Raw genomic sequence first — 18,731 nt, 5'->3', positions numbered from 1 at the left:
AAGTGACCAAACAGGAAAGTTGGCCACTTTCTATCAGTTATTTAGGGGTGGTACAAGTGCTAGTAGGTAACGCTTGTTTTTGCTTCCTAAATGAGCGGGTCGACAGCGGCGTTTTTTCGAGAAGCCACACCAAGATTGGCGTCACCAAAACGGTGCCAAAGAAGACCACTGCATCTCTTGCCATATATTCCATGCCATAAAGGCCGGCAAGGTTATTAAACCCAATTGTGACGAGCAAATGAGCTGCGTAGACCGGCAGTACAAGCTTAGCGAGCTTATGGACAATAGGTGTGTTACCTAGGTTCGGCTTACTCTGTAACCAGAAGAAAATACCGGTTGCCCAAAATGGGGTGCCAGCAAGAAAATCGTTGCTGTTAAACTCTTGCCCTAATGGGTGTAAGTAAAATGCCTCAGCAAAGTGGATAGTCATCCCAAAAATAGCGAGAAGCAGTGCTTTGTTTGATGACATATGCCAGTTTCGACGTCGAATCTCAAACCCAATAGACACCATTAGAAAGCTAATAAACGGGCCATTACGGGTGAAAATGGCGGTCTCATCTTGAGTGATAACCTGGTAACTGCCTGCAATAAGACCGTACGCATAAATAATAGCGGCGAACGGTATCAAGAGTGTGCGGCAATGATTATCAACAAACCACGCGATCATTAATACGGCTAAGCATAAAGAGGGGATAAACCAGAGGTGGACTAAGCCGCCCTCAAATAATGTATTGAGTGGGTTTTGTAATAAGTAGCCCCAATACCCCATCCTTTCTGCGAGATAGCCATGCTCGGCGACAACAGCAAAATTGAATGGGGTTGCAAGACAAATGACGCTCCATACCAACCAGATCATCATAAGAGGATAGCTGTAGCTCTTGGTGGTTTGATAGGGCTTATTGTTAAGCTTGGGCTGTATCAAATAGCCAGCAATGATGAAAAACAGCGGAACGGCAAAGCGAGCCGCTTGATTCGTAATGTAGTTGAGCCAAGGCTCATCGTTAATGAAACTATGAGTCAAAAAAAGCTGACTATGGATAGATATAACAGCAATTAAAGCAACAATTCTGGCAAGTTCAAAGCTGCTCACTATCTTGTTATTCGTCACACTGACTCCTATTAATTGACCACAAAAATAATGTAGCCCGTTCTCTCAGGCTCCCTCAGATTGTCTCATGTGTTGCATCAATAGTGGCAACGCTTGGTGCGTAAAGAAGTGTAACAGTTTGGCATTCGTCGCATATTTAGGGCTATCTTTTCACGTCACTGTATAGATTCAATGACAACGCTTGTCTTGAGCACTAATGAAGTGGCGAATGTTGTTCGATGATGAACCGCATAGTACTTTCACGGCACATCATCGTTGCTACGGCCTATTAATCACTATGCCAACGGCCGGCATAAGCTTGCTGATAATTGGGTGCGGTGATCTCGGGGTTGAGGTCGTCGCAAGGTTCCAGAGGGCCAATGACCGTCCGATAGGGCAAAATACCAGCCCATACTTTCACGTCCATATCACAAGCGTCATCATTGACTCCATGCCGACCAATCTTGACAGAGGCCTCTGTTAATTCGATCGCTAACAAATCCGTTGCTGCCAGCTCCTTATCGTTGCTCAGTCTTACCTCATTCGTCCGTCCGGGTGCAATATGCTCGATGAAGTGATTGAGTATTCTATCTTTGTCTTGTTTATCCTCAACGGAAGTAAACGTGCCAAATATCATCGCACTGCGATAGTGTGCGCTATGGTGAAAGGCTGAACGAGCTAACACCCAGCCATCAAATAGCGTAAACGTTAAGCAGGTTGCTTGTCCCGACTTTAATGAGCGTAACAAGCGGCTGTTTTTTGCTCCGTGAATATATACTCGTTTATCTAAACGCCACGCCAACATCGGTATGACCACAGGCCCGTTTTCATCAGTGATGGCGACATGGGCGATAAGCGATTCATCAATAATATCGTAGAGCGCTTGTTGCTCTAACACCGCTTTGTGACTGCCTTTTTTTATCTCTGTGCGTTTAGTCTGTGAAAGCATACTTTTATTCCTCAATCCATGTGATGTAACAAAAGTAAGTGAAATCTGGTACTGTTATTAGAGCCAATTAATACAAAAGGATGGATCCAAAGGTGAGTGAGATTGATGTTGGTGATATTACGTTATCGACGCAAAAACAGACGCTTCAACGCAGCTTATTTGAGCAAATCAGAGAGAAGATACTTCAAGGGCATTGGATATCAGAAGCGAAACTGCCCTCAACACGAAATATGGCGATTGAGCTCAAAGTGAGCCGGAATACGGTGATACAAGCCTATGATCAGCTGGTGGCTGAAGGGTATTTGATTGCCAAACCAAAGGCGGGTTTCTTTGTTGCAGTGGCGTTGCCAGACCGTTTTCTTTCGGCTCACTCTTCACCTGCTGAAACCATGTTGGGAACGAGTCGTGCCCCAAGTAATGGCTTATTTTCTCCCGGTATTGCAGACTTGTCGCTATTTCCAGATAAGCAGTGGCAACGCTGTCTACAAAGACACGCTGGACGAACGTCGCTGTTAGGTAATCAAGATTTACAGGGGTTACTGACACTTCGAGACGCGTTAGCTCGCTATCTATCCAGCAGCCGTTCCGTCGCATGCAGCGCCAACCAAATTATTGTTACATCGGGGGCGCAACAATCCATCGCTATAGCGTTACTGGCCACTCAAAGTGAGAACGCACATTCACCGCGTCATTTTTTGGTTGAGCGACCGGGATATCACCAAGTTGTTAAAGTCTTAGATCTGTTCTCTATCGCTTATGATTATGTTGATGCGACAGCAAAAGACGGCTTAGATTTGGAGGCGGTATTATCTAAATCAGCGTCGGGTATTTATCTAACGCCAAGTAACCAATATCCAATGGGCTACTCACTGAATACTGCGCAAAGATTGCAACTGATCGAGTGGGCTAAAAAGAACGAAAGCTGGATCATAGAGGACGACTATGACAGCGAGTTCCAGTTTGATAGCCGCCCTTTCAGTAGCATGCAAGGGTTGGCGGAAAAAGCTGATGCAGCAAAGCAAGTTATCTATATCGGCTCCATGAGTAAGGTGATGTTTAACGCATTGCGAGTGGGTTATATGGTGGTGCCTGAACATCTAGTGGCTAAGTGTCTGGAAATCAAAGATGCACTAACAGGAGATACCCCTAGTCATATTCAAGCGGGGTTGGCCGACTTTATTGAAGAAGGCAGTTTAGTGCGTCATATTAGAAAAATGCGGCGTGTTTATGAAGACAAATGTCAGGCAATGACGCGTGCGATTGAAGACCATTTTTCAGGTGACTGGAGCGTCATTTCTCAAGCCGCTGGGCTGCATACTACGGTTCAATGGCATAGCGGAGTGGACGAAGAAGAATTATCTAGACGAGCCAACGAAATAGACATAATTGTTCGTCCGCTGTGTTTTTATGAGCCTAAAGAAGACAAGGCAACAGGGAAGCATATCTCACTTCGCAAACAAGGCGCATTGGTGTTGGGTTTTGGAAATGCGTCGATGGATGATATATCGCCATGTATCAAACAGCTTTCTATTCTTTACTATGAGTTGCTGGTCGCTATTTGATCAATGCTAATAACGCTCGAAATTGATCGCCTTCGGCGACCTTTTGCAGCTCAAATAAGGCCATCTCTGTCGAAGTGAGTGTGGCGCCTTCTCGCGCTAGGCGTTGGATGGCGAGTGCTTTATTTTCTGCGGTTCGAGATGAAATAGCATCGGTTACTAGATGTACCTCAAAGCCTTGTGCCAATAAGTCCATCGCCGTTTGATGCACACAAATGTGTGCCTCGATGCCGACCAATAATATCTGCTTTTTATTGCTATCAATACTGTCGCGAACAGAGCTTTCACCCCACGCGCTAAAGCTACTTTTAGCCATTGCCTTTCTATCAGGTAATTCGCTTGCGATCTCTTGTATTGTTGGACCAAGTTTGTCTGGGATTTGCTCTACCCAAACAATAGGAAGATCCATCAAAATCGCGGCTCGTGTTAGGCTGTTTAAATTTGAAAAAAGGGACTCTCTTTGATGCATAATCTGGGCAAGTGTGCCCTGTACATCAATAATCATTAATTGCGTCTTCGCCTGATCTAACATTGAGAACCCCTTTATCTTTAGGTCTTGGATTAGTAAAAATTATCGGTTAGGTATCATAACGGAGAGTACTCATTTGTTTAACTAGACCAAGGTCTAAATAAGGTTAAGTTCTTGATTTGTTAAAGCCAAGATAAGTAGTGGAAAAGGGGGAGGGGCAATAACTTTGAATCCAGAGCCTTATGCTGCAAGGGGTTTACACTGTAAATCTATCTGGTGTTATTTGTGGCATGAGTGAATGATTAAAGCAGATGAGCAAAGAGCCGGTTTATGTTCTAGAGTAATAATTCCAAAAGGGATTAGAGGACATTCATGAAATCATTACAAGAGTGGCTGAGTGCTTATGGTGAAAGCCATCAACATGAGACCAATCGGAAAATTCATAAAATAGCGGTGCCGGGTATTTATTTGTCGATTGTCGGGCTGATTTGGTCATTACCCCAATTTTCAATCGTGGGTTTTCAGATAAATTGGATATGGATTGTGATGGTACCTGTGATGATTTTCTATGCAAAATTGTCAAGTACAGTGTTGATTCAAATGCTGGTTTTCACCATGGCGTGCCTAGCCGTTATCTCATTTCTCACGCTGCTTGGCATACCCATTTTTCCGGTGTCGAGCGTGTTGTTTGTTTTATTATGGGTTCTGCAGTTTGTGGGGCATAAAATAGAAGGAAAGAAACCGTCCTTTTTTGATGATGTTCAGTTTTTACTGATTGGGCCAATTTGGGTGTTTCGACAGAAATAATACTCAAATTTATGAACCAGTTATTAGAAAAAGGGCCTCGCGTTAGCGAGGCCCTTTAAGTGTCAATCCATATCAGGAAGGGTCAACAACGGTTCGAGCGAACATACAAGGTTAGAATAAGTGATCGTTCAAACTCAAATGAGCCAAAATACTCGCCGCATACCCTAGCGCAATAACAGGTGCCCATTTTAGGTGCCCAAAGAAGGTATATTTTCCATGTGCGGCGCCCATTAAAGCGACGCCAGCAGCGGAACCAATAGAAAGTAAGCTGCCGCCGACGCCTGCGGTTAAGGTAACGAGTAACCAGTTGCCGCTTGAAAGTTCTGGGCTCATCGTCAGAACAGCAAACATCACGGGGATGTTATCGACAATGGCAGAGAGGATGCCCACCATCACGTTCGCCCATATTGGATCCCATTGCGTGTACATGATTTCAGAGACCACGCTAAGGTACCCAAGTAGACTCAGTCCTCCCACGCACATGACCACGCCATAGAAAAACAGCAAGGTGTCCCATTCGGCATGGGATACGCGACGAAAAACATCGAATGGCACGATAGACCCTAATCGCTTAAGCGCGGCATCATCGTTGTTGGCGATGGCCATCGCTTTCTTTTTAGCGATAGAGACGGGTAAAGTTCGGCGTAAATAGAAGCCAAAAAATTGTAAATACGACAGGCCCATCATCATTCCGATGACGGGTGGGAAGTGCAGAACCGCGTGAAAGGCGACAGCGGTTGCTATGGTTAAAATGAACAGCCCCACTATCCGGAACGCCCCACGCTTGAGCTCAATGTGTTCGTGTACGGCGTCAGGTTGTGTCTTAGGCACAAAGAAAGACATGATGACCGCAGGGATAAGGTAGTTAATCACAGAGGGTATGAACAGTGGCATAAACTCAGAAAAAGAGACGTGTCCAGCTTGCCAAACCATTAGCGTAGTAATATCACCAAACGGGCTGAATGCACCGCCAGCGTTAGCGGCAATGACGATGTTGATACAAGCAATATTAACGAATTTTAAATTGCTTCCTCCAACTTTGAGTACCACGGCGCACATCAATAAGGCGGTGGTGAGGTTATCAGCGATAGGTGAGATAAAAAACGAGAGAATACCTGTCAGCCAAAATAACGTTCGAAAATTAAACCCTTTGCCGACCATCCAAGATTGTAAGGCATCGAAGAGCCGCCTTTCTTCCATTGCGGAGATGTAAGTCATTGCGACAAGCAAGAACAACAATAACTCAGCGTATTCAAGTAGGTTGTGTTCGAGTGCGGCTTTGGCAACATCGATCTGATCAAATTCTTTGTAAACAAATCCAATCATGATCCAAATAAGCCCTGCGGCTAACAGGACGGGCTTAGATTTTCGGAGTTTTAGGTATTCTTCCATCATTACGAGCGCATACGCGAGACCAAATATCAGCAATGCGGCGTAACCAATCGTCGATTGTGTCAAGTCTAGGGCGTGTATAGTGCTAGTTTCAGAGGCGAAAGTAGTGGTACTGAAGAGCAAGCTGGCCAAAAAGGTAAAAACTAAAAAGGGGGGCCATTGACGCGTTTTCATCATGTTTTGATCCTTCAAAAGCAAATAAAATCAGTCGTTAACATTAACTACACGATATTTTAAAGTGAATTCAACAATTTCTTTGTGAGCTAACGCTAATCTGAAGAAAACATCGTTCATTTTTTGACAAGTCTTAGTGCTCTTCTAGGCTCTCTAAAGAGGAGGACCGAATATGTGGAAGTTAGGGCTAGTCATAGTGATACTGATGGCAAATATTGCAACGCTACGTGCTGAGCCGTCGGTCTGCGTTGCATCAGAGAATGAGCGGTCTCAGGGGATGATATTGGACACACAATGTCCAATAGGAAAAGGGGTGTGGGGGCCTGTCGATAGCTCGTTACATGACGAAGCATATTGGTTGCAATGTGGTTTTTTAAAGCATGAGCCGTCCCAGCGCCTCTTACAGAGCATCGCAACGACAGTTGGTGATAATGTATGGCTAAAGGCTGAAACACAAGGGCACCGATGCCTAGTGGGACCGTATAAACAATACCGCGATGCAAAGCGTGCACAGGCAAAGTTACGTGCACTTCCTGGATATCATGATTCTTTTTTACGAGCCTTAGCTAAGCCAATTGTGGTACAGAAGGAAAATCATAACCAATATTCAGAGCCAGTGACCGTGTTAGCCGCGACACCTTATATGATTTCTGGTGAACATAGTCGTCAGGATTGTATGTGCCTGTTTTAACCATCGCTATTTAGACTCGCGGAGCCCAATTAGTAAGCTTTGATACCAAACGGTCGTAATTTAATTGGTAATACCGTGTCGAGTTGTTCGAGATCATCAGGGTAAACCTCAATGAGTTCGAAATTATGGTCGTGATAAAGCTGGCGTGTTTTTTCGATTATTTTTGCTTCAACCGTGCCGTTGTCGGTACCCCAAAATTGAATGTAGACCTTCCCTTGGGGCAGATAAAAATCACTGATGACATCGTCTTCAATCGGCAACTGACGCTGGTAGGCGTGCAATACTCCTCCCATGTACAACCAATTATCAATAATAAGCTCGCCTTTTGATTGCACATAGTGGCCATCGAGTGTGCGATGCTTGGCGGAGAATTTTTGCTTAAAGCGTGAGAATGAACGGTCGGTAGAGTGGTTGTCGGCGTCATTACCTTTAAACTCAACGACCGATTGCTTGAGTCTTTTATTGCGTAACACACTTGGGTGCCACATAACAAAGGCGATATTTTTATCGGCGTCTGAGCGTTGTAATGCACCTGCCCGCAGGCCACTCGTTGTCGCAAGCCACTGGCTGCCGTCGCGTTTTATCCAACCTAATTCACTAAGTAGTAAGTTGATTTTCTTTGCCGGCATGGAGAAATAATCCCCGACCTGTGTTGCGTTTAGGTGGGCGTCTGAGATGAGGGTGTCATCAATGATGAGATTACTTGGCCAGACAATAAAACGTCCGTATTTCTCACTGTCACGATACTCTCCACCAAAACGACTGCCGATGTCGGTCAGTAACCATTTTGACTCATGCCACGATACGTAACCGGCACGTTTTAGTGTCGTGAATAAGTCTTTGGCGATGATATCTCGGCTTTTGGCCAGAGCGGATGTGGAGAGTTTGTCGTTCATTTTTGTCCTTATCAGCGCTGGGTTGGTGAAGCTTGAGTAAACAAATCGATGAGCTCACGAGCGGCCAGTTGTGGCGATTTGGCATGGCTGATAGCGGAAACTAAAGCCACGCCATCAACACCAGTTTGTGCAATAGTTGCTAGGTTGGAGGTATTGATCCCACCAATCGCAACAATGGGTAACGTGGTTTGCTGGAGTGCAAATTGCAATCCTTCAAGTCCCCATTCTTTTTTGATATTGGTTTTCGTTGGCGTTGAAAAAATGGCGCTTAAGCCGATGTAATCGATAGGTAAAGTATTTGCTTGCTCAAGCTGTTGTTCATTTTCAATGGAGAGGCCAAGTAGCTTATCGTTGCCAATCAGGCGACGAGCGAGATGAACAGGCATGTCCGATTGCCCCAAATGGACGCCGTCTGCGTCAACAGCGAGTGCGACATCGACACGGTCATTAATGATCAAGGGAACGCCTGAGTCAGCAAGTATTTCCTTGACCGCTGCTGCTTTTTCAATGAACGCACGAACATCATGGTGTTTTTCGCGTAATTGCACCATGGTGACGCCACCTTGCGCGGCTTGCTGTACAACGTTGAGTAACGTATCGAGGTCTTGTTCGTCGTCTGTCACTAAATACAGGCGATAAGGATTGTGAGTCATTGATGGCCTTAACTAACGGTGATATTCAGTTTGTCGAATAGCGTCTCGGTGTCGAGTTGATACAAAGCATCAAGCAAATTAAGTTGTAAAGAGCCAGGACCTTTAGATTGTTCAGCAGCCAGTTCGCCAGCAACACCAAACACGGCAGCGGCAGCGGCTCCTGTTGTATCGCCTACGGCGGCAAATGCGCCAGTAACCGCAGACAGAGAGCAGCCCATGGCCGTCACGTAAGGCATCATTTCATGGCCATTGTTGAGCGCAATCGTGTCATTAGGTGTGACGATATAATCGGTTTCTCCGGAGATCACAACGCTGCATTGATACGCCTCGACTAAGGCTTTTGCCGCGTGCAATGCCATCTCGCTGCTGTCTAGCGAGTCTACACCTTTATTACGGCCTTTTTCGCCTGCCATTGCGATGACTTCAGAGGCATTTGCTCGAATAATTAGGTGCTTGGCGGTCTCGGCAAGTTGACGCGCAGTCGAGGTTCTAAGCTGACTCGCACCGCAACCTACAGGGTCAAGTACCACTACTTTACCGTGCTCATTGGCTTGCTCTACAGCAAAAAACATACCTGGGCGCCAGACGCTATCGATGGTGCCGATGTTGATCACTAACGCACCAGCGAATGACATCATCTCAGCCATCTCTTGTTTAGAGTGTGCCATGATTGGCGATGCGCCAACGGCGAGTAATGCGTTGGCGGTATTATTCATCGCAACATAGTTGGTGATGTTAACTACGAGTGGCTTGGTTTCGCGCACTTGTTGTAAAAATTCTGCAATCTGTTTTTTGTTCATTGTTCGGTAGTCTGCTAGTTTGACGAGATGCCAGTATTCTAGCAGAGTGCCTTAACAAATATGAATGATTCTGCGTTTAAGTCTAGGTATTCAAGAGGAAGCTTATAAAAGATTCATTGACGACAAAATAACAATGCCAAGTGTGCATGTGATGGCTGATAAAACAGTAGAGAAGGCAATGATGTTGGCAGCAAGTGTTGAGTTGGCTCCCATTGCACGCGCCATGACATAACTTGCAGCGGCGACGGGCGCAGCGTTCATAAAGAAGATGACACCCATTTCAATACCTTTAAAACCCATCAAGTACGCGGCAAAAGTAATACAAAGTGGCGCAAGAACCAGTTTGTAACCCGTCGCAAACCAAGAGGCGCCTTGCTCTTTTTTCATTGAGCTGAGATTGAGTGAGCCACCAGTACACAATAAGGCGAGTGGCAGTGTCATACGAGCAAAATAATTACCGGCATCAACGGCAATTGTTGGGACTGGAATAGACAGCAAATAGAACGCCATGCCTAACACAATCGCGATGATCAACGGGTTTTTGGTTAGTGTTCTAACCATCACTTTACCAGCTTGTGCCCCCGACGCTTCCGATTTTGGTGTGAGGCAGATGACTGCCTGAATGTTGTATAAAAATGTGGTAGCCGCGACGTATAAAGCGGCGACGGCAACCCCTTGGTCACCATAGGCGTTGGCCACATAAGCTAACCCAATAATTGCAGTATTTGAACGGTACCCGCCTTGGATAATTACGCCTTTATCGGGTGAGTTTTTAAACCAGTAATTGACGGTTATGGTAGTAAAAATAAAGAAGGTGATACTGGCAATGAGGCTAAAACCAACAAACTGACTAGCGGCAGAAAAATCATGTTCTGAGGTGACGATGCTCAAAAACAACATAGCAGGCAGAGTGACCTGAAAGACTAATTTGGAGGCAACCTCTATGAAGTTTTCGTTGATCAAGCCGACGCGTTTAAAGACCACTCCCAGAATCAACATGAGACAAATTGGACCTGTGATAGATAAAGAAAAATGCAGCTGATCCAAGAGAAAGTTCATGAGGTTATCCATAGTTAATTGAGGCATAACAATGTTGAGTTTTTGAGGTCGCGTTTAGCGTTATTAGTGTCCCATATATTGTCATACAATTAAACGCTTGTTGAAAAATAGTACGGTCGTGCTAAATTCTTAGTAAGCAGTAAGCAGTAAGCAGTAAGCAGTAAGCAGTAAGCAGTAAGCAGTAAGCGATATAGTCGAGGTCTAATGAGCAAAGGAATAATTACTAAGGAACATATCCTGAGTCAGGCGTTTGAATTAGCAAGCCGAGATGGGTTGGAGAGTTTGACTATTGGCGGGTTAGCAAAGCAGTGCGGGTTATCCAAAAGTGGTTTGTTTGCGCATTTTAATGCCAAGACAAACCTACAGGTTGCTGTCGTTGAATTTGCGGATATTACTTTTCAGCAGCGGGTGATCAATCCGGTTCGTGAGTCACAGTACCAACATAGTCGCGTGAAACTAAACCATCTTATCGACAATTGGATGAGGTGGAATCAATCGTTTCAAGGCAGTTGTATGTTTATTGATGCTTGGCGTGATAGCCGACAAGATGAGCTCCAAGCAGCATTGCGCAACGCTATTTATCGCTGGATAAGCTATCTGACCATTCAAATTGAGAAAGGCATTGAGGCGGGGGAATTTGAACCAGACCTTGATCCTCGGCAGGCCGCTTTTGAGCTTTATGGGCAGTATTTAAGTGCTCACGTCTTTTATTCGTTGGTCGGTGAAGAAGAAAGCAGTCAGCGCTTTTGGAAAAGTGTTGAGCGTTTAATGGACTCTTGGATGAATGATTCTAGAGACTAACCCTATTTACGCTAAAATTTATTTTAAAAAAGCACGGTCGTACGAATCGAGCGAAAGGAAATCAGTCATGAGTGACAAAATATATTTCAATACATCGAAGAAATTCAGTTTTAAGAAACGCATGGTGAACCTCACAACCGGCGCTCATTATATATTGGCCCCAAATCATGCCAAAAATACAGCAAGACGATTGTTGCTTACGCCTGTGCGTTCGAAGCCTAAGAATGTGCAACCTGATGGTCTTGTTGTGTCTGATGTGAAAACGACAGAAGGTGTGCTGAAAACGTATCGTTTGGGGCAGGGCCCTGTGTGGATACTGACGCATGGTTGGTCTGGAACGGCGAGTCAGTTTTATCCATTGATGGAGCACATTGCGCAGCAGGGGTATACCGCATTAGCCTATGATCACCCAGCACACGGGGAAAGTGAGGGGCAATACGGTCACATTCCTGGTTTTATTGGTGGTTTGGAAGGGCTGCTTGATAACGAAGGTGATATAGCCGGGCTGGTTGGACACAGTATGGGGACGGCCTCAGCACTTGAGTGCAAACATGCCAAGCTGGTAGATAAACCGTTCTTATTGATCGCACCCGTCTTGGATTATGTTGATAATTTGTTTGGTAGCGTCGCGCGCTCGGGTTATTCAATGCGACTATTTGAAGCCGTCGTCGGTGATATTCAAGACCAGTACCGGTATCCAATCCAATCCATCGATCCTTATCAGAAGCTATCCCTCCGACGAGTAGATACGATCATCGTTCATGATAGAAATGACAAATTCACTAAATATGATGTTTCAGAGAAAGCCTCAAAAGAAATGGATAGTGTCACGTTGGTGACAACGCAAGGGCAAGGGCACGGGCGAGTGATGCAATGCCAAGAAACGAAAGAGAGCTTTGATCGATTGATAAGCAACAAAAGTTAGCTCCTTATGGGAACAGCTAGCAGAAGGTAAAACGTTGAAGTCTTTAATAAAGGGATGCAAATAGAAAATCGAACATGCAGAGTGCGTTACGTGAAATTGTTGCCAATATATCCATATTGTTGATGTGGTTAACAGAATGATAAATTTGTATTATGCGCTTGATTGGCTATGTGGGATCATTTACAGGTTCCACAAGCCTTAACAATCGAGTATCACGCTTTGCCTTCATTTTTATTATTATATTGGGCAGTGTTAGCCTGTTTGATCGAACTGAGGTTCCGGTTTTTATTGAGTGCTTGTGGTTTTGGGGAATTCACCCCAGGGGATTCCACCCCATTTAACAAAAGGAAGCCATAATAATGAATAGAAACGATAGTGTCCCGTTACCCTCCAATACCCGAGAATGGTTTTTAAATCGTAACAGCCTGATTATCCTTGCTGATATTGCGTTGTTTTTTGTCCTGTATAAAACCTTGCCGTTTGATCCTAATGTTGTCCTTGGGATCAGTATCTTGGCGTTTGTCGCCGTCCTTTGGTTGACTGAAGCCCTTCACGTGACGGTCACTGCAATCTTGGTCCCGATTATCGCGGTGATGTTTGGGGTGTTTGATACCCAAACGGCGCTTAATAACTTTGCGAATTCCATTATTTTCCTATTTTTAGGCGGTTTTGCGTTAGCCGCCGCCATGCATCGGCAAGGCCTAGATAAGGTCATCGCTGATAAAGTGTTAGTGGTTGCTAAAGGGCGAATGAGTGTTGCTGTATTCATGCTGTTCGGGGTTACTGCTGTGCTATCGATGTGGATCAGTAATACGGCGACGGCGGCAATGATGCTGCCGCTAGTGCTTGGCGTACTGAGCAAAGTTAATGAAGAAAGCGGACACAACACCTATGTTTTTGTTTTGCTTGGTATCGCCTACAGTGCCAGTATTGGTGGTATTGCAACCATGGTAGGTAGCCCTCCAAATGCCATTGCAGCCGCTGAGGTTGGGTTGACGTTTACCGATTGGATGAAGTTTGGGCTGCCAACCGCTATGATTTTATTACCGATCGCGTTAGCCGTTCTCTTCGCAGTATTGAAGCCAAAACTGGATGGTGAATTTGAAATCAACCGTGAAGCTGTCGAATGGGATAAGGGCAAGATTGTCACTTTATTGATTTTCGGCTTAACCGTTTTCTTTTGGATATTCAGTAAACCGATCAATGCCATGATCGGCGGTTATGCGAAGTTCGATACCATTGTGGCACTCGGTGCGATTGTCGCGGTGAACTTTGCTCGTGTCGTCCACTGGAAAGACATAGAAAAAACAGCAGATTGGGGCGTTTTACTCTTATTTGGTGGTGGTATTTGTTTAAGTAATGTTCTTAAAGCAACAGGCACCAGTGTCTTTCTCGCGAATGAATTGAGTGGGCTTATTTCACAGTTTGGCTTGTTGTTCATTATTCTCGTAATCGCGGCGTTCGTTGTGTTTTTGACCGAGTTTGCCAGTAATACGGCCAGTGCTGCTTTGCTTATTCCGGTATTTGCTGGGGTAGCAGAAGCCTTTGGCTTATCACCCGTCGTCTTGTCGGTCTTGATTGCGGTTGCCGCATCGTGTGCGTTCATGTTGCCGGTTGCGACACCACCGAATGCTATCGTATTTGCCTCCGGTCACATCAAACAACAAGAAATGATGAAGATTGGTATTATCTTGAACATTGCTTGCATCATGGCGTTGACCTTGATCGTAATGATGTTTTGGGCTTAAGAAGCTAAGAAGCTAAGAAGCTAAGAAGCTAAGAAGCTAAGAAGTCAAAAATCCCCTTATTCGTTATCGCGATAAGGGGATTTTTACATTGTAGGATTGTCTAACGTGAGCGAGCGGCAATGACGGGTTTCAATTGCTTAAATATAAGTGATGCCCCTTGCTCAGATAAATGTATACCATCAGCTTGATAGAGAGGGGAGTAGCCATGCTCTGCAGCATAGGCTTCAAAGGCTTGATAAATGTCGACAATCTCTAGCGCGCTTGGGCCGTTTCCGTACATCACCTCCAGTTTCTTTGCGTGCACGGTACTGAGCGTATTTACAGCATGTCGTATCTGATCGACAACGTCTTGCTGTTGACCAAATATAGGCAGTGCGTTAACTGGGTCAATCGCGGAAGTGATTATCACGATAGGGTGGATATTATGGTGTTGCGACTGCGCGATCATGGCGTTGTAATTACTGGCGATATCGTTGATAGAACCGTGCCAATTGAGGTCATTTAATCCTCCAAAAATCACAACAATATCCGGTTTTTGCGCAATGACTTGTTGCTGAAATCGAGACAGCATCCCAGTGGTGGTGTCACCAGGAATACCTCTGTTGATGAATTGATAATCGACGAATTCTGACACCAAAGAATCTGACCAGTTTTGTCCTGTAGGCAGTCCCCAACCCGCGGTGAGGCTATCGCCAATCAAGATGATTTTTTTCATGAATACCGCCTTCCTATGTCTTTCCTGGTGTTTTTAGAATCTAAGTATACCGATCATCGACTCGCTAGTAAGCATGACCGTTTATCAAAAAAGCCGCTTAGATAAGCGGCTTTTTTCTGGTTTTTCAATGAGTAATCAGTTTTTGTTTACATACTCTTTAAAGCGAGCTTGTGTTTCTGCATCTGCTTTTTGGTACCAGAACATCAACATTTCTTCTGCTGTTGTACCACCGGTGGGAGCATCTACATTCGCAGGAAGGGTAGCAGGCGTTGCCATTACGGCCGCTGTTGCTCCCGTCGCCGCTATTGCGGCTACGCCACCTTTGCGATTGTAGTCTTCTGCTTCACGATTATAGTCACGACCAATCTGCATACCATCTTTGATGAGTGCATCTTGTTCAACAGATACGACGTTGCCTTGCTCGTCTTTAAGACTCCACGTAAAGGTTTTAATGTCTTTTTTGGCTTGACGTTCATTTTGATAAGTAGGGACTTCTAATGTCAGCGCGGTATTGCTGGCATCAAACTTAGCGATGACCACTTTACTTGGCACACTCACACGTTCTTCACGATTAAGATCAAAATAGGGTTCAAAACGGAACACAATCTGATTCGTACCATCTGGCAATGTTGCGGTTTCGCCTGATGAGAAAAAGCCGTTCGATTTCGAATCAGGATCGCTGGCGTTCACTGATAATAGATCAACAGACTCAGGGACATTGATCGTGACGTCAGCAAACGCCGTCGTGCTGCAGCTCGCTAAAAGAGCGCAGGAGAGAATCTTAAGTGCTTTCATTATGTTTGTCCTTAAAGGAGTGTTCTCTGTAGTTTAGCGCATCCTAGCTTGCCTATATTGCATAATGAATGCAACGAGTTACTGATCGAAAATCAAAAATTGAACAAGAATTAACATACGGTGTTTATTCGGTACGGTGTTGATCAGGTAGCGGGTAGACGTTGTCATACAGTAAATTGAAAAAGTAAGCATAGAATAAGGCGACAACGACAAAACCAATATCAACGAGCAGTGCGTCTATAAATGAAAGCTCTAGAGACCATGCGAGCAATGGTATGGTGGCGAACAGCAACCCAAGCTCAAATAATATGGCGTGATAGACGCGTTGGGTGGCGCTTTTACTGGTGGTACCTCGCAGTTTGTAGAGTATGAAATCAAAGAGATAGTTGTATATAAAGTTCCATGCCATGGCTATCGTCGATAGAGCAACGGCCGTAAATGTAGCACTACTGGCACTCGCCCCAAATATCGCCATACATAATGGCGCAGCAATGAGGAGCAAAAATAATTCAAATAATACCGTGTGCCTTAAGCGATCTGCGGGTGTGCGCATTGCTTTCCTTTTCGTCATTTCATGGTTTCCCTTCCTATCAACATATTTTATAAATGTTATCCGATTTTTTGAATGGTTAGAAGAACTATCTATCTACTAATCGAATTGGTCGGAGGTGTCTTTACTCTAATGCTCGGTCTCGACTATCCAACTGTAATATAAAGGTTTTATCACTAAGTGATTTGAATTTAAAATCTATTTGTATTCACTGCGCTTATGATTGTAGTATTTACTGAAACAATCTATTAATGAACTATATGGTGTCTATATGAAATTTTAATAGATGTGTTTTGTCTATGGACATTATTCTAGTAGCATTCCAAGGGCTTATCACCATAAGCACACACAAGGCATGGTCAAATTGATTCTGCTCGCGGAACGGAATCTCAGTGTGGTACGTATTTAAACACGGCTAATCGAGAACCCTTGTGCAAACGACAATTGTAACGACCTCATTGCTTTCTATGATCCTTCTGGCCTCTGCCTATTCTGTTTCGGCTGCTGAGTCACCTGATCCGCAATCCCATTCTATTACGTCATCTGACGGCCAACTTGTTGAGACTGAACCTCAGTCCGAAGACATTACTGAAGCAGATGAACCACTACCTGATCGCAAATTTGCCGCATTTCCTGTGCCGATTACCGATGACGCCTTAGGAGTTGGCCTAGGTGTGAATGCCATGTACTTACATGACCGCGCCGAAGGAGCAAAAAACCCATCGACGAGTATGTTTTATGGTCAATACACGGACTCTGGTAGTGGTATGGCAATCATAGGGCACGAGCATGTTTTTGCTTATGATGCATGGCGTGCCGGCTTTTGGGCGGGTCATTTTGGCTTGAATCTCAAATATACAGGCCGAGTTGGCATGCAGTTACCCAAAGCTGCGCAATACTCAAGTTATTCCAGTTTTGTGTACGGAGAAGTCCGTAAAGAGTTAGTGGAAAACCTGTACTTCGGTGTACAAGGGTTATGGAGTGGTGGCGATGCCGATCTTAAGGAGAACGCGACCGCTGAGGAAAAGAAAGAATTTGAGCGCCAGATGAGTGGCCATAATAGCGCATTAGGCTTGTTGATGACCTATGATTCTCGAGACAGTATGCTAGGGGCAACCCAAGGCGTTAACTTAGACTTAAGCACTCTGCATTACTCGAAAGACAGCCGGACAGGCAAACGTTTTGACCGCTATGATGCAGAAATGAGTCAGTACTTTCCGGTCGGTGATGATGTTTTTGCGTATCGTGTCATTGGCAAAGAGATCGTGGGTGATGCACCTGAAAATGAATTTGTTACCCCTGATTTACGCGGAGTTGACTGGAATAAATATCGTGGTACTTCGGCCTATCAGGCAGAAATTGAATATCGCCATAAGTTTTCTACATTGTGGAGCGGGGTCGCTTTCGCTGGCGCTGCGATTGTTGAAAATGAAGACCGTCATCTTTCCAATAGTGTGAAGTCTGAAGTTATCCCGAGTGCTGGCGTAGGTGTTCGGTACTTATTGAATGCGAAAGAGCGTTTTTCGATTGGTGCTGATGTTGCGGTATCTAAAATGGGTAACACGAGCTTTTATATTCGATTTGGTGAAGCGTTCTAATAAAGGTTATTTCTCTCACCAATAAACCACGCCTTCCCATTGGCTTGGCTGATAAGAAGGGGTGCAATTATTGTGCTATTGTTTTACGATGGTATGGTTATTAATAAGTGATTCAAAGGGTTGGATATGCTGAACATTGAACAGCTAGTCGCGTTTGTCGCAGCCGCAGAACAAGGGTCCTTTTCTGCTGCAGCACGGCATTTAGGCAAAAGCCAAAGCTCGGTAAGTATTGGCGTCAATAACCTCGAAGTCGATCTCGGGATTACGTTGTTTGATAGAAGTACTAAATACCCGAAATTAACCCCTCAGGGCGAGCGGATGCTGTCTCAGGCAAAAGTGCTACTAAGACAAGCGGAACGAATCCGAAACTATTCGAGAGCGAGCGTAGACAATGTAGAAGATACATTGAGGATAGCGATTGATCCTTTACTACCGTTGAGCTTGCTGGAGTCTGCGATAGAAAAAATGTCGCAACGCTTCCCATTTACTCAAGTTGATGTCTCCCGCCTTGGCGCTAGTCACCTGACATCGGCAGTGGCAAACGATGAGATTGAACTCGGGTTTAACATCGCTTCTGATGCCGTACCTGAAGGTTTAGATTTTGTGTCGATCGCTAGCATTGAGTGGGTGTGTATTTGTAGCCCGGATTCAATTTTTGCGGATATGCAGCAAGTGAGCAATGAGACCCTGATAGGTGAAAGACAAATTGTTTGCCGCAGTATGGTGCAGAATCAGGTGCTTAATTTACAGGGTGCTTTTTCACAAGATATTTGGCAAGCCGATGATCAGGAAGATGTGATTAAATTGGTTGAGCAAGGTATCGGCTGGGCGATTATACCTAAAGACTTCATTGTCGAAAAACAAGCACTGGGTACATTGATTGACTTCAGACCTGAATTTCAGCGCTATGCAATGCTGAACTCTGCAGACGTTCTTTGGAAATCCAATGCACGCCTCGGTCCTGCTGCAAAGTATCTATGTGAAATGTTAGGCGTGTTTTAGACGCTATGTAATGGGCATCAGTAATGCCTAGTCAACGTAATCAAAAAATAACAACGGCTTA

Annotated in this window: 19 protein-coding genes; 8 read left to right on the top strand and 11 right to left on the bottom strand. The window is 44.8% G+C overall.

Annotated elements, in window-relative coordinates; translation table 11 throughout:
• Positions 1-37: 37 nt before the first annotated feature.
• On the bottom strand, positions 38-1,108 hold the full coding sequence (locus AB4405_RS12465; protein WP_372061074.1) for an acyltransferase: 1,071 nt from the start codon (positions 1,106-1,108) through the stop codon (positions 38-40).
• Between the two features lie 268 nt (positions 1,109-1,376).
• Positions 1,377-2,036 (bottom strand): pyridoxamine 5'-phosphate oxidase family protein, encoded by a 660-nt coding sequence (locus AB4405_RS12460; RefSeq protein WP_102468109.1) that lies wholly within the window; start codon positions 2,034-2,036, stop codon positions 1,377-1,379.
• 92 nt (positions 2,037-2,128) lie between these two features.
• Here AB4405_RS12460 and AB4405_RS12455 point away from each other — a divergent pair, with 92 nt between their 5' ends.
• The gene (locus AB4405_RS12455; RefSeq protein WP_372061073.1) at positions 2,129-3,598 is read left to right on the top strand and encodes a PLP-dependent aminotransferase family protein; all 1,470 of its coding nucleotides are present in this window, start codon (positions 2,129-2,131) and stop codon (positions 3,596-3,598) included.
• Here the strand turns inward: AB4405_RS12455 and AB4405_RS12450 are convergent.
• Positions 3,591-4,127, bottom strand: coding sequence for a hydrolase (locus AB4405_RS12450; protein WP_372061072.1), 537 nt, complete (start codon positions 4,125-4,127; stop codon positions 3,591-3,593). The genes AB4405_RS12455 and AB4405_RS12450 overlap by 8 nt on opposite strands.
• A gap of 309 nt (positions 4,128-4,436) precedes the next feature.
• Between AB4405_RS12450 and AB4405_RS12445 the strand changes: the two genes are divergently transcribed.
• Positions 4,437-4,871, top strand: a complete 435-nt coding sequence (locus AB4405_RS12445) for a DUF962 domain-containing protein (protein ID WP_372061070.1) — start codon at positions 4,437-4,439, stop codon at positions 4,869-4,871.
• 111 nt (positions 4,872-4,982) lie between these two features.
• Here the strand turns inward: AB4405_RS12445 and nhaD are convergent, their stop codons facing one another.
• Positions 4,983-6,437, bottom strand: a complete 1,455-nt coding sequence (nhaD, locus tag AB4405_RS12440; RefSeq protein ID WP_372061099.1) for a sodium:proton antiporter NhaD — start codon at positions 6,435-6,437, stop codon at positions 4,983-4,985.
• A 172-nt stretch (positions 6,438-6,609) separates the two neighbouring features.
• On the opposite strand from nhaD, the gene AB4405_RS12435 reads away from it, so the two are divergent.
• Positions 6,610-7,128: an SPOR domain-containing protein gene (locus AB4405_RS12435; RefSeq protein WP_372061068.1), complete on the top strand. Its 519-nt coding sequence runs from the start codon at positions 6,610-6,612 to the stop codon at positions 7,126-7,128.
• A gap of 29 nt (positions 7,129-7,157) precedes the next feature.
• Here AB4405_RS12435 and AB4405_RS12430 read toward each other — a convergent pair whose 3' ends face one another.
• From AB4405_RS12430 to AB4405_RS12415, 4 genes are all read right to left on the bottom strand, one after another.
• Positions 7,158-8,024 carry a glycerol kinase gene (locus tag AB4405_RS12430; RefSeq protein WP_372061067.1) on the bottom strand — a complete coding sequence of 289 codons (867 nt, stop codon included), beginning with the start codon at positions 8,022-8,024 and terminating at the stop codon, positions 7,158-7,160.
• 11 nt (positions 8,025-8,035) lie between these two features.
• Positions 8,036-8,677, bottom strand: coding sequence for a thiamine phosphate synthase (gene thiE, locus AB4405_RS12425; RefSeq protein ID WP_372061066.1), 642 nt, complete (start codon positions 8,675-8,677; stop codon positions 8,036-8,038).
• Between the two features lie 8 nt (positions 8,678-8,685).
• Positions 8,686-9,477, bottom strand: a complete 792-nt coding sequence (gene thiM / locus AB4405_RS12420) for a hydroxyethylthiazole kinase (protein WP_372061065.1) — start codon at positions 9,475-9,477, stop codon at positions 8,686-8,688.
• A 102-nt stretch (positions 9,478-9,579) separates the two neighbouring features.
• Positions 9,580-10,536: an AEC family transporter gene (locus AB4405_RS12415; RefSeq protein WP_102468101.1), complete on the bottom strand. Its 957-nt coding sequence runs from the start codon at positions 10,534-10,536 to the stop codon at positions 9,580-9,582.
• A 204-nt stretch (positions 10,537-10,740) separates the two neighbouring features.
• Between AB4405_RS12415 and AB4405_RS12410 the strand changes: the two genes are divergently transcribed.
• From AB4405_RS12410 to AB4405_RS12400, 3 genes are all read left to right on the top strand, one after another.
• Positions 10,741-11,337, top strand: a complete 597-nt coding sequence (locus tag AB4405_RS12410; RefSeq protein ID WP_372061063.1) for a TetR/AcrR family transcriptional regulator — start codon at positions 10,741-10,743, stop codon at positions 11,335-11,337.
• 67 nt (positions 11,338-11,404) lie between these two features.
• Entirely contained in the window at positions 11,405-12,262 is an 858-nt protein-coding gene (locus tag AB4405_RS12405) for an alpha/beta fold hydrolase (protein WP_372061062.1), read from the top strand.
• A gap of 359 nt (positions 12,263-12,621) precedes the next feature.
• Positions 12,622-14,010 (top strand): DASS family sodium-coupled anion symporter, encoded by a 1,389-nt coding sequence (locus AB4405_RS12400; RefSeq protein WP_102468099.1) that lies wholly within the window; start codon positions 12,622-12,624, stop codon positions 14,008-14,010.
• Positions 14,011-14,110: 100 nt separating this feature from the next.
• Here the strand turns inward: AB4405_RS12400 and AB4405_RS12395 are convergent, their stop codons facing one another.
• From AB4405_RS12395 to AB4405_RS12385, 3 genes are all read right to left on the bottom strand, one after another.
• Entirely contained in the window at positions 14,111-14,725 is a 615-nt protein-coding gene (locus AB4405_RS12395) for a GDSL-type esterase/lipase family protein (protein ID WP_372061060.1), read from the bottom strand.
• A 135-nt stretch (positions 14,726-14,860) separates the two neighbouring features.
• Positions 14,861-15,520 (bottom strand): DUF2057 family protein, encoded by a 660-nt coding sequence (locus AB4405_RS12390; protein ID WP_372061059.1) that lies wholly within the window; start codon positions 15,518-15,520, stop codon positions 14,861-14,863.
• 124 nt (positions 15,521-15,644) lie between these two features.
• Positions 15,645-16,091 carry a PACE efflux transporter gene (locus AB4405_RS12385; RefSeq protein WP_372061057.1) on the bottom strand — a complete coding sequence of 149 codons (447 nt, stop codon included), beginning with the start codon at positions 16,089-16,091 and terminating at the stop codon, positions 15,645-15,647.
• Positions 16,092-16,501: 410 nt separating this feature from the next.
• Between AB4405_RS12385 and AB4405_RS12380 the strand changes: the two genes are divergently transcribed.
• Together AB4405_RS12380 and AB4405_RS12375 are read left to right on the top strand one after the other, a co-directional pair.
• Positions 16,502-17,668, top strand: a complete 1,167-nt coding sequence (locus AB4405_RS12380; protein ID WP_372061056.1) for a hypothetical protein — start codon at positions 16,502-16,504, stop codon at positions 17,666-17,668.
• 126 nt (positions 17,669-17,794) lie between these two features.
• A complete protein-coding gene (locus AB4405_RS12375; protein WP_372061055.1) occupies positions 17,795-18,670 on the top strand; it encodes a LysR family transcriptional regulator in 876 nt (291 codons plus the stop codon).
• The last annotated feature ends 61 nt before the right edge of the window (positions 18,671-18,731 follow it).

The sequence above is a fragment of the Vibrio sp. 10N.261.51.F12 genome (genome assembly GCF_041471725.1).
Lineage (GTDB): Bacteria > Pseudomonadota > Gammaproteobacteria > Enterobacterales > Vibrionaceae > Vibrio.
Note: the sequence above shows the minus strand (reverse complement) of the source record. Positions and strands in the feature narration are given on the sequence as shown.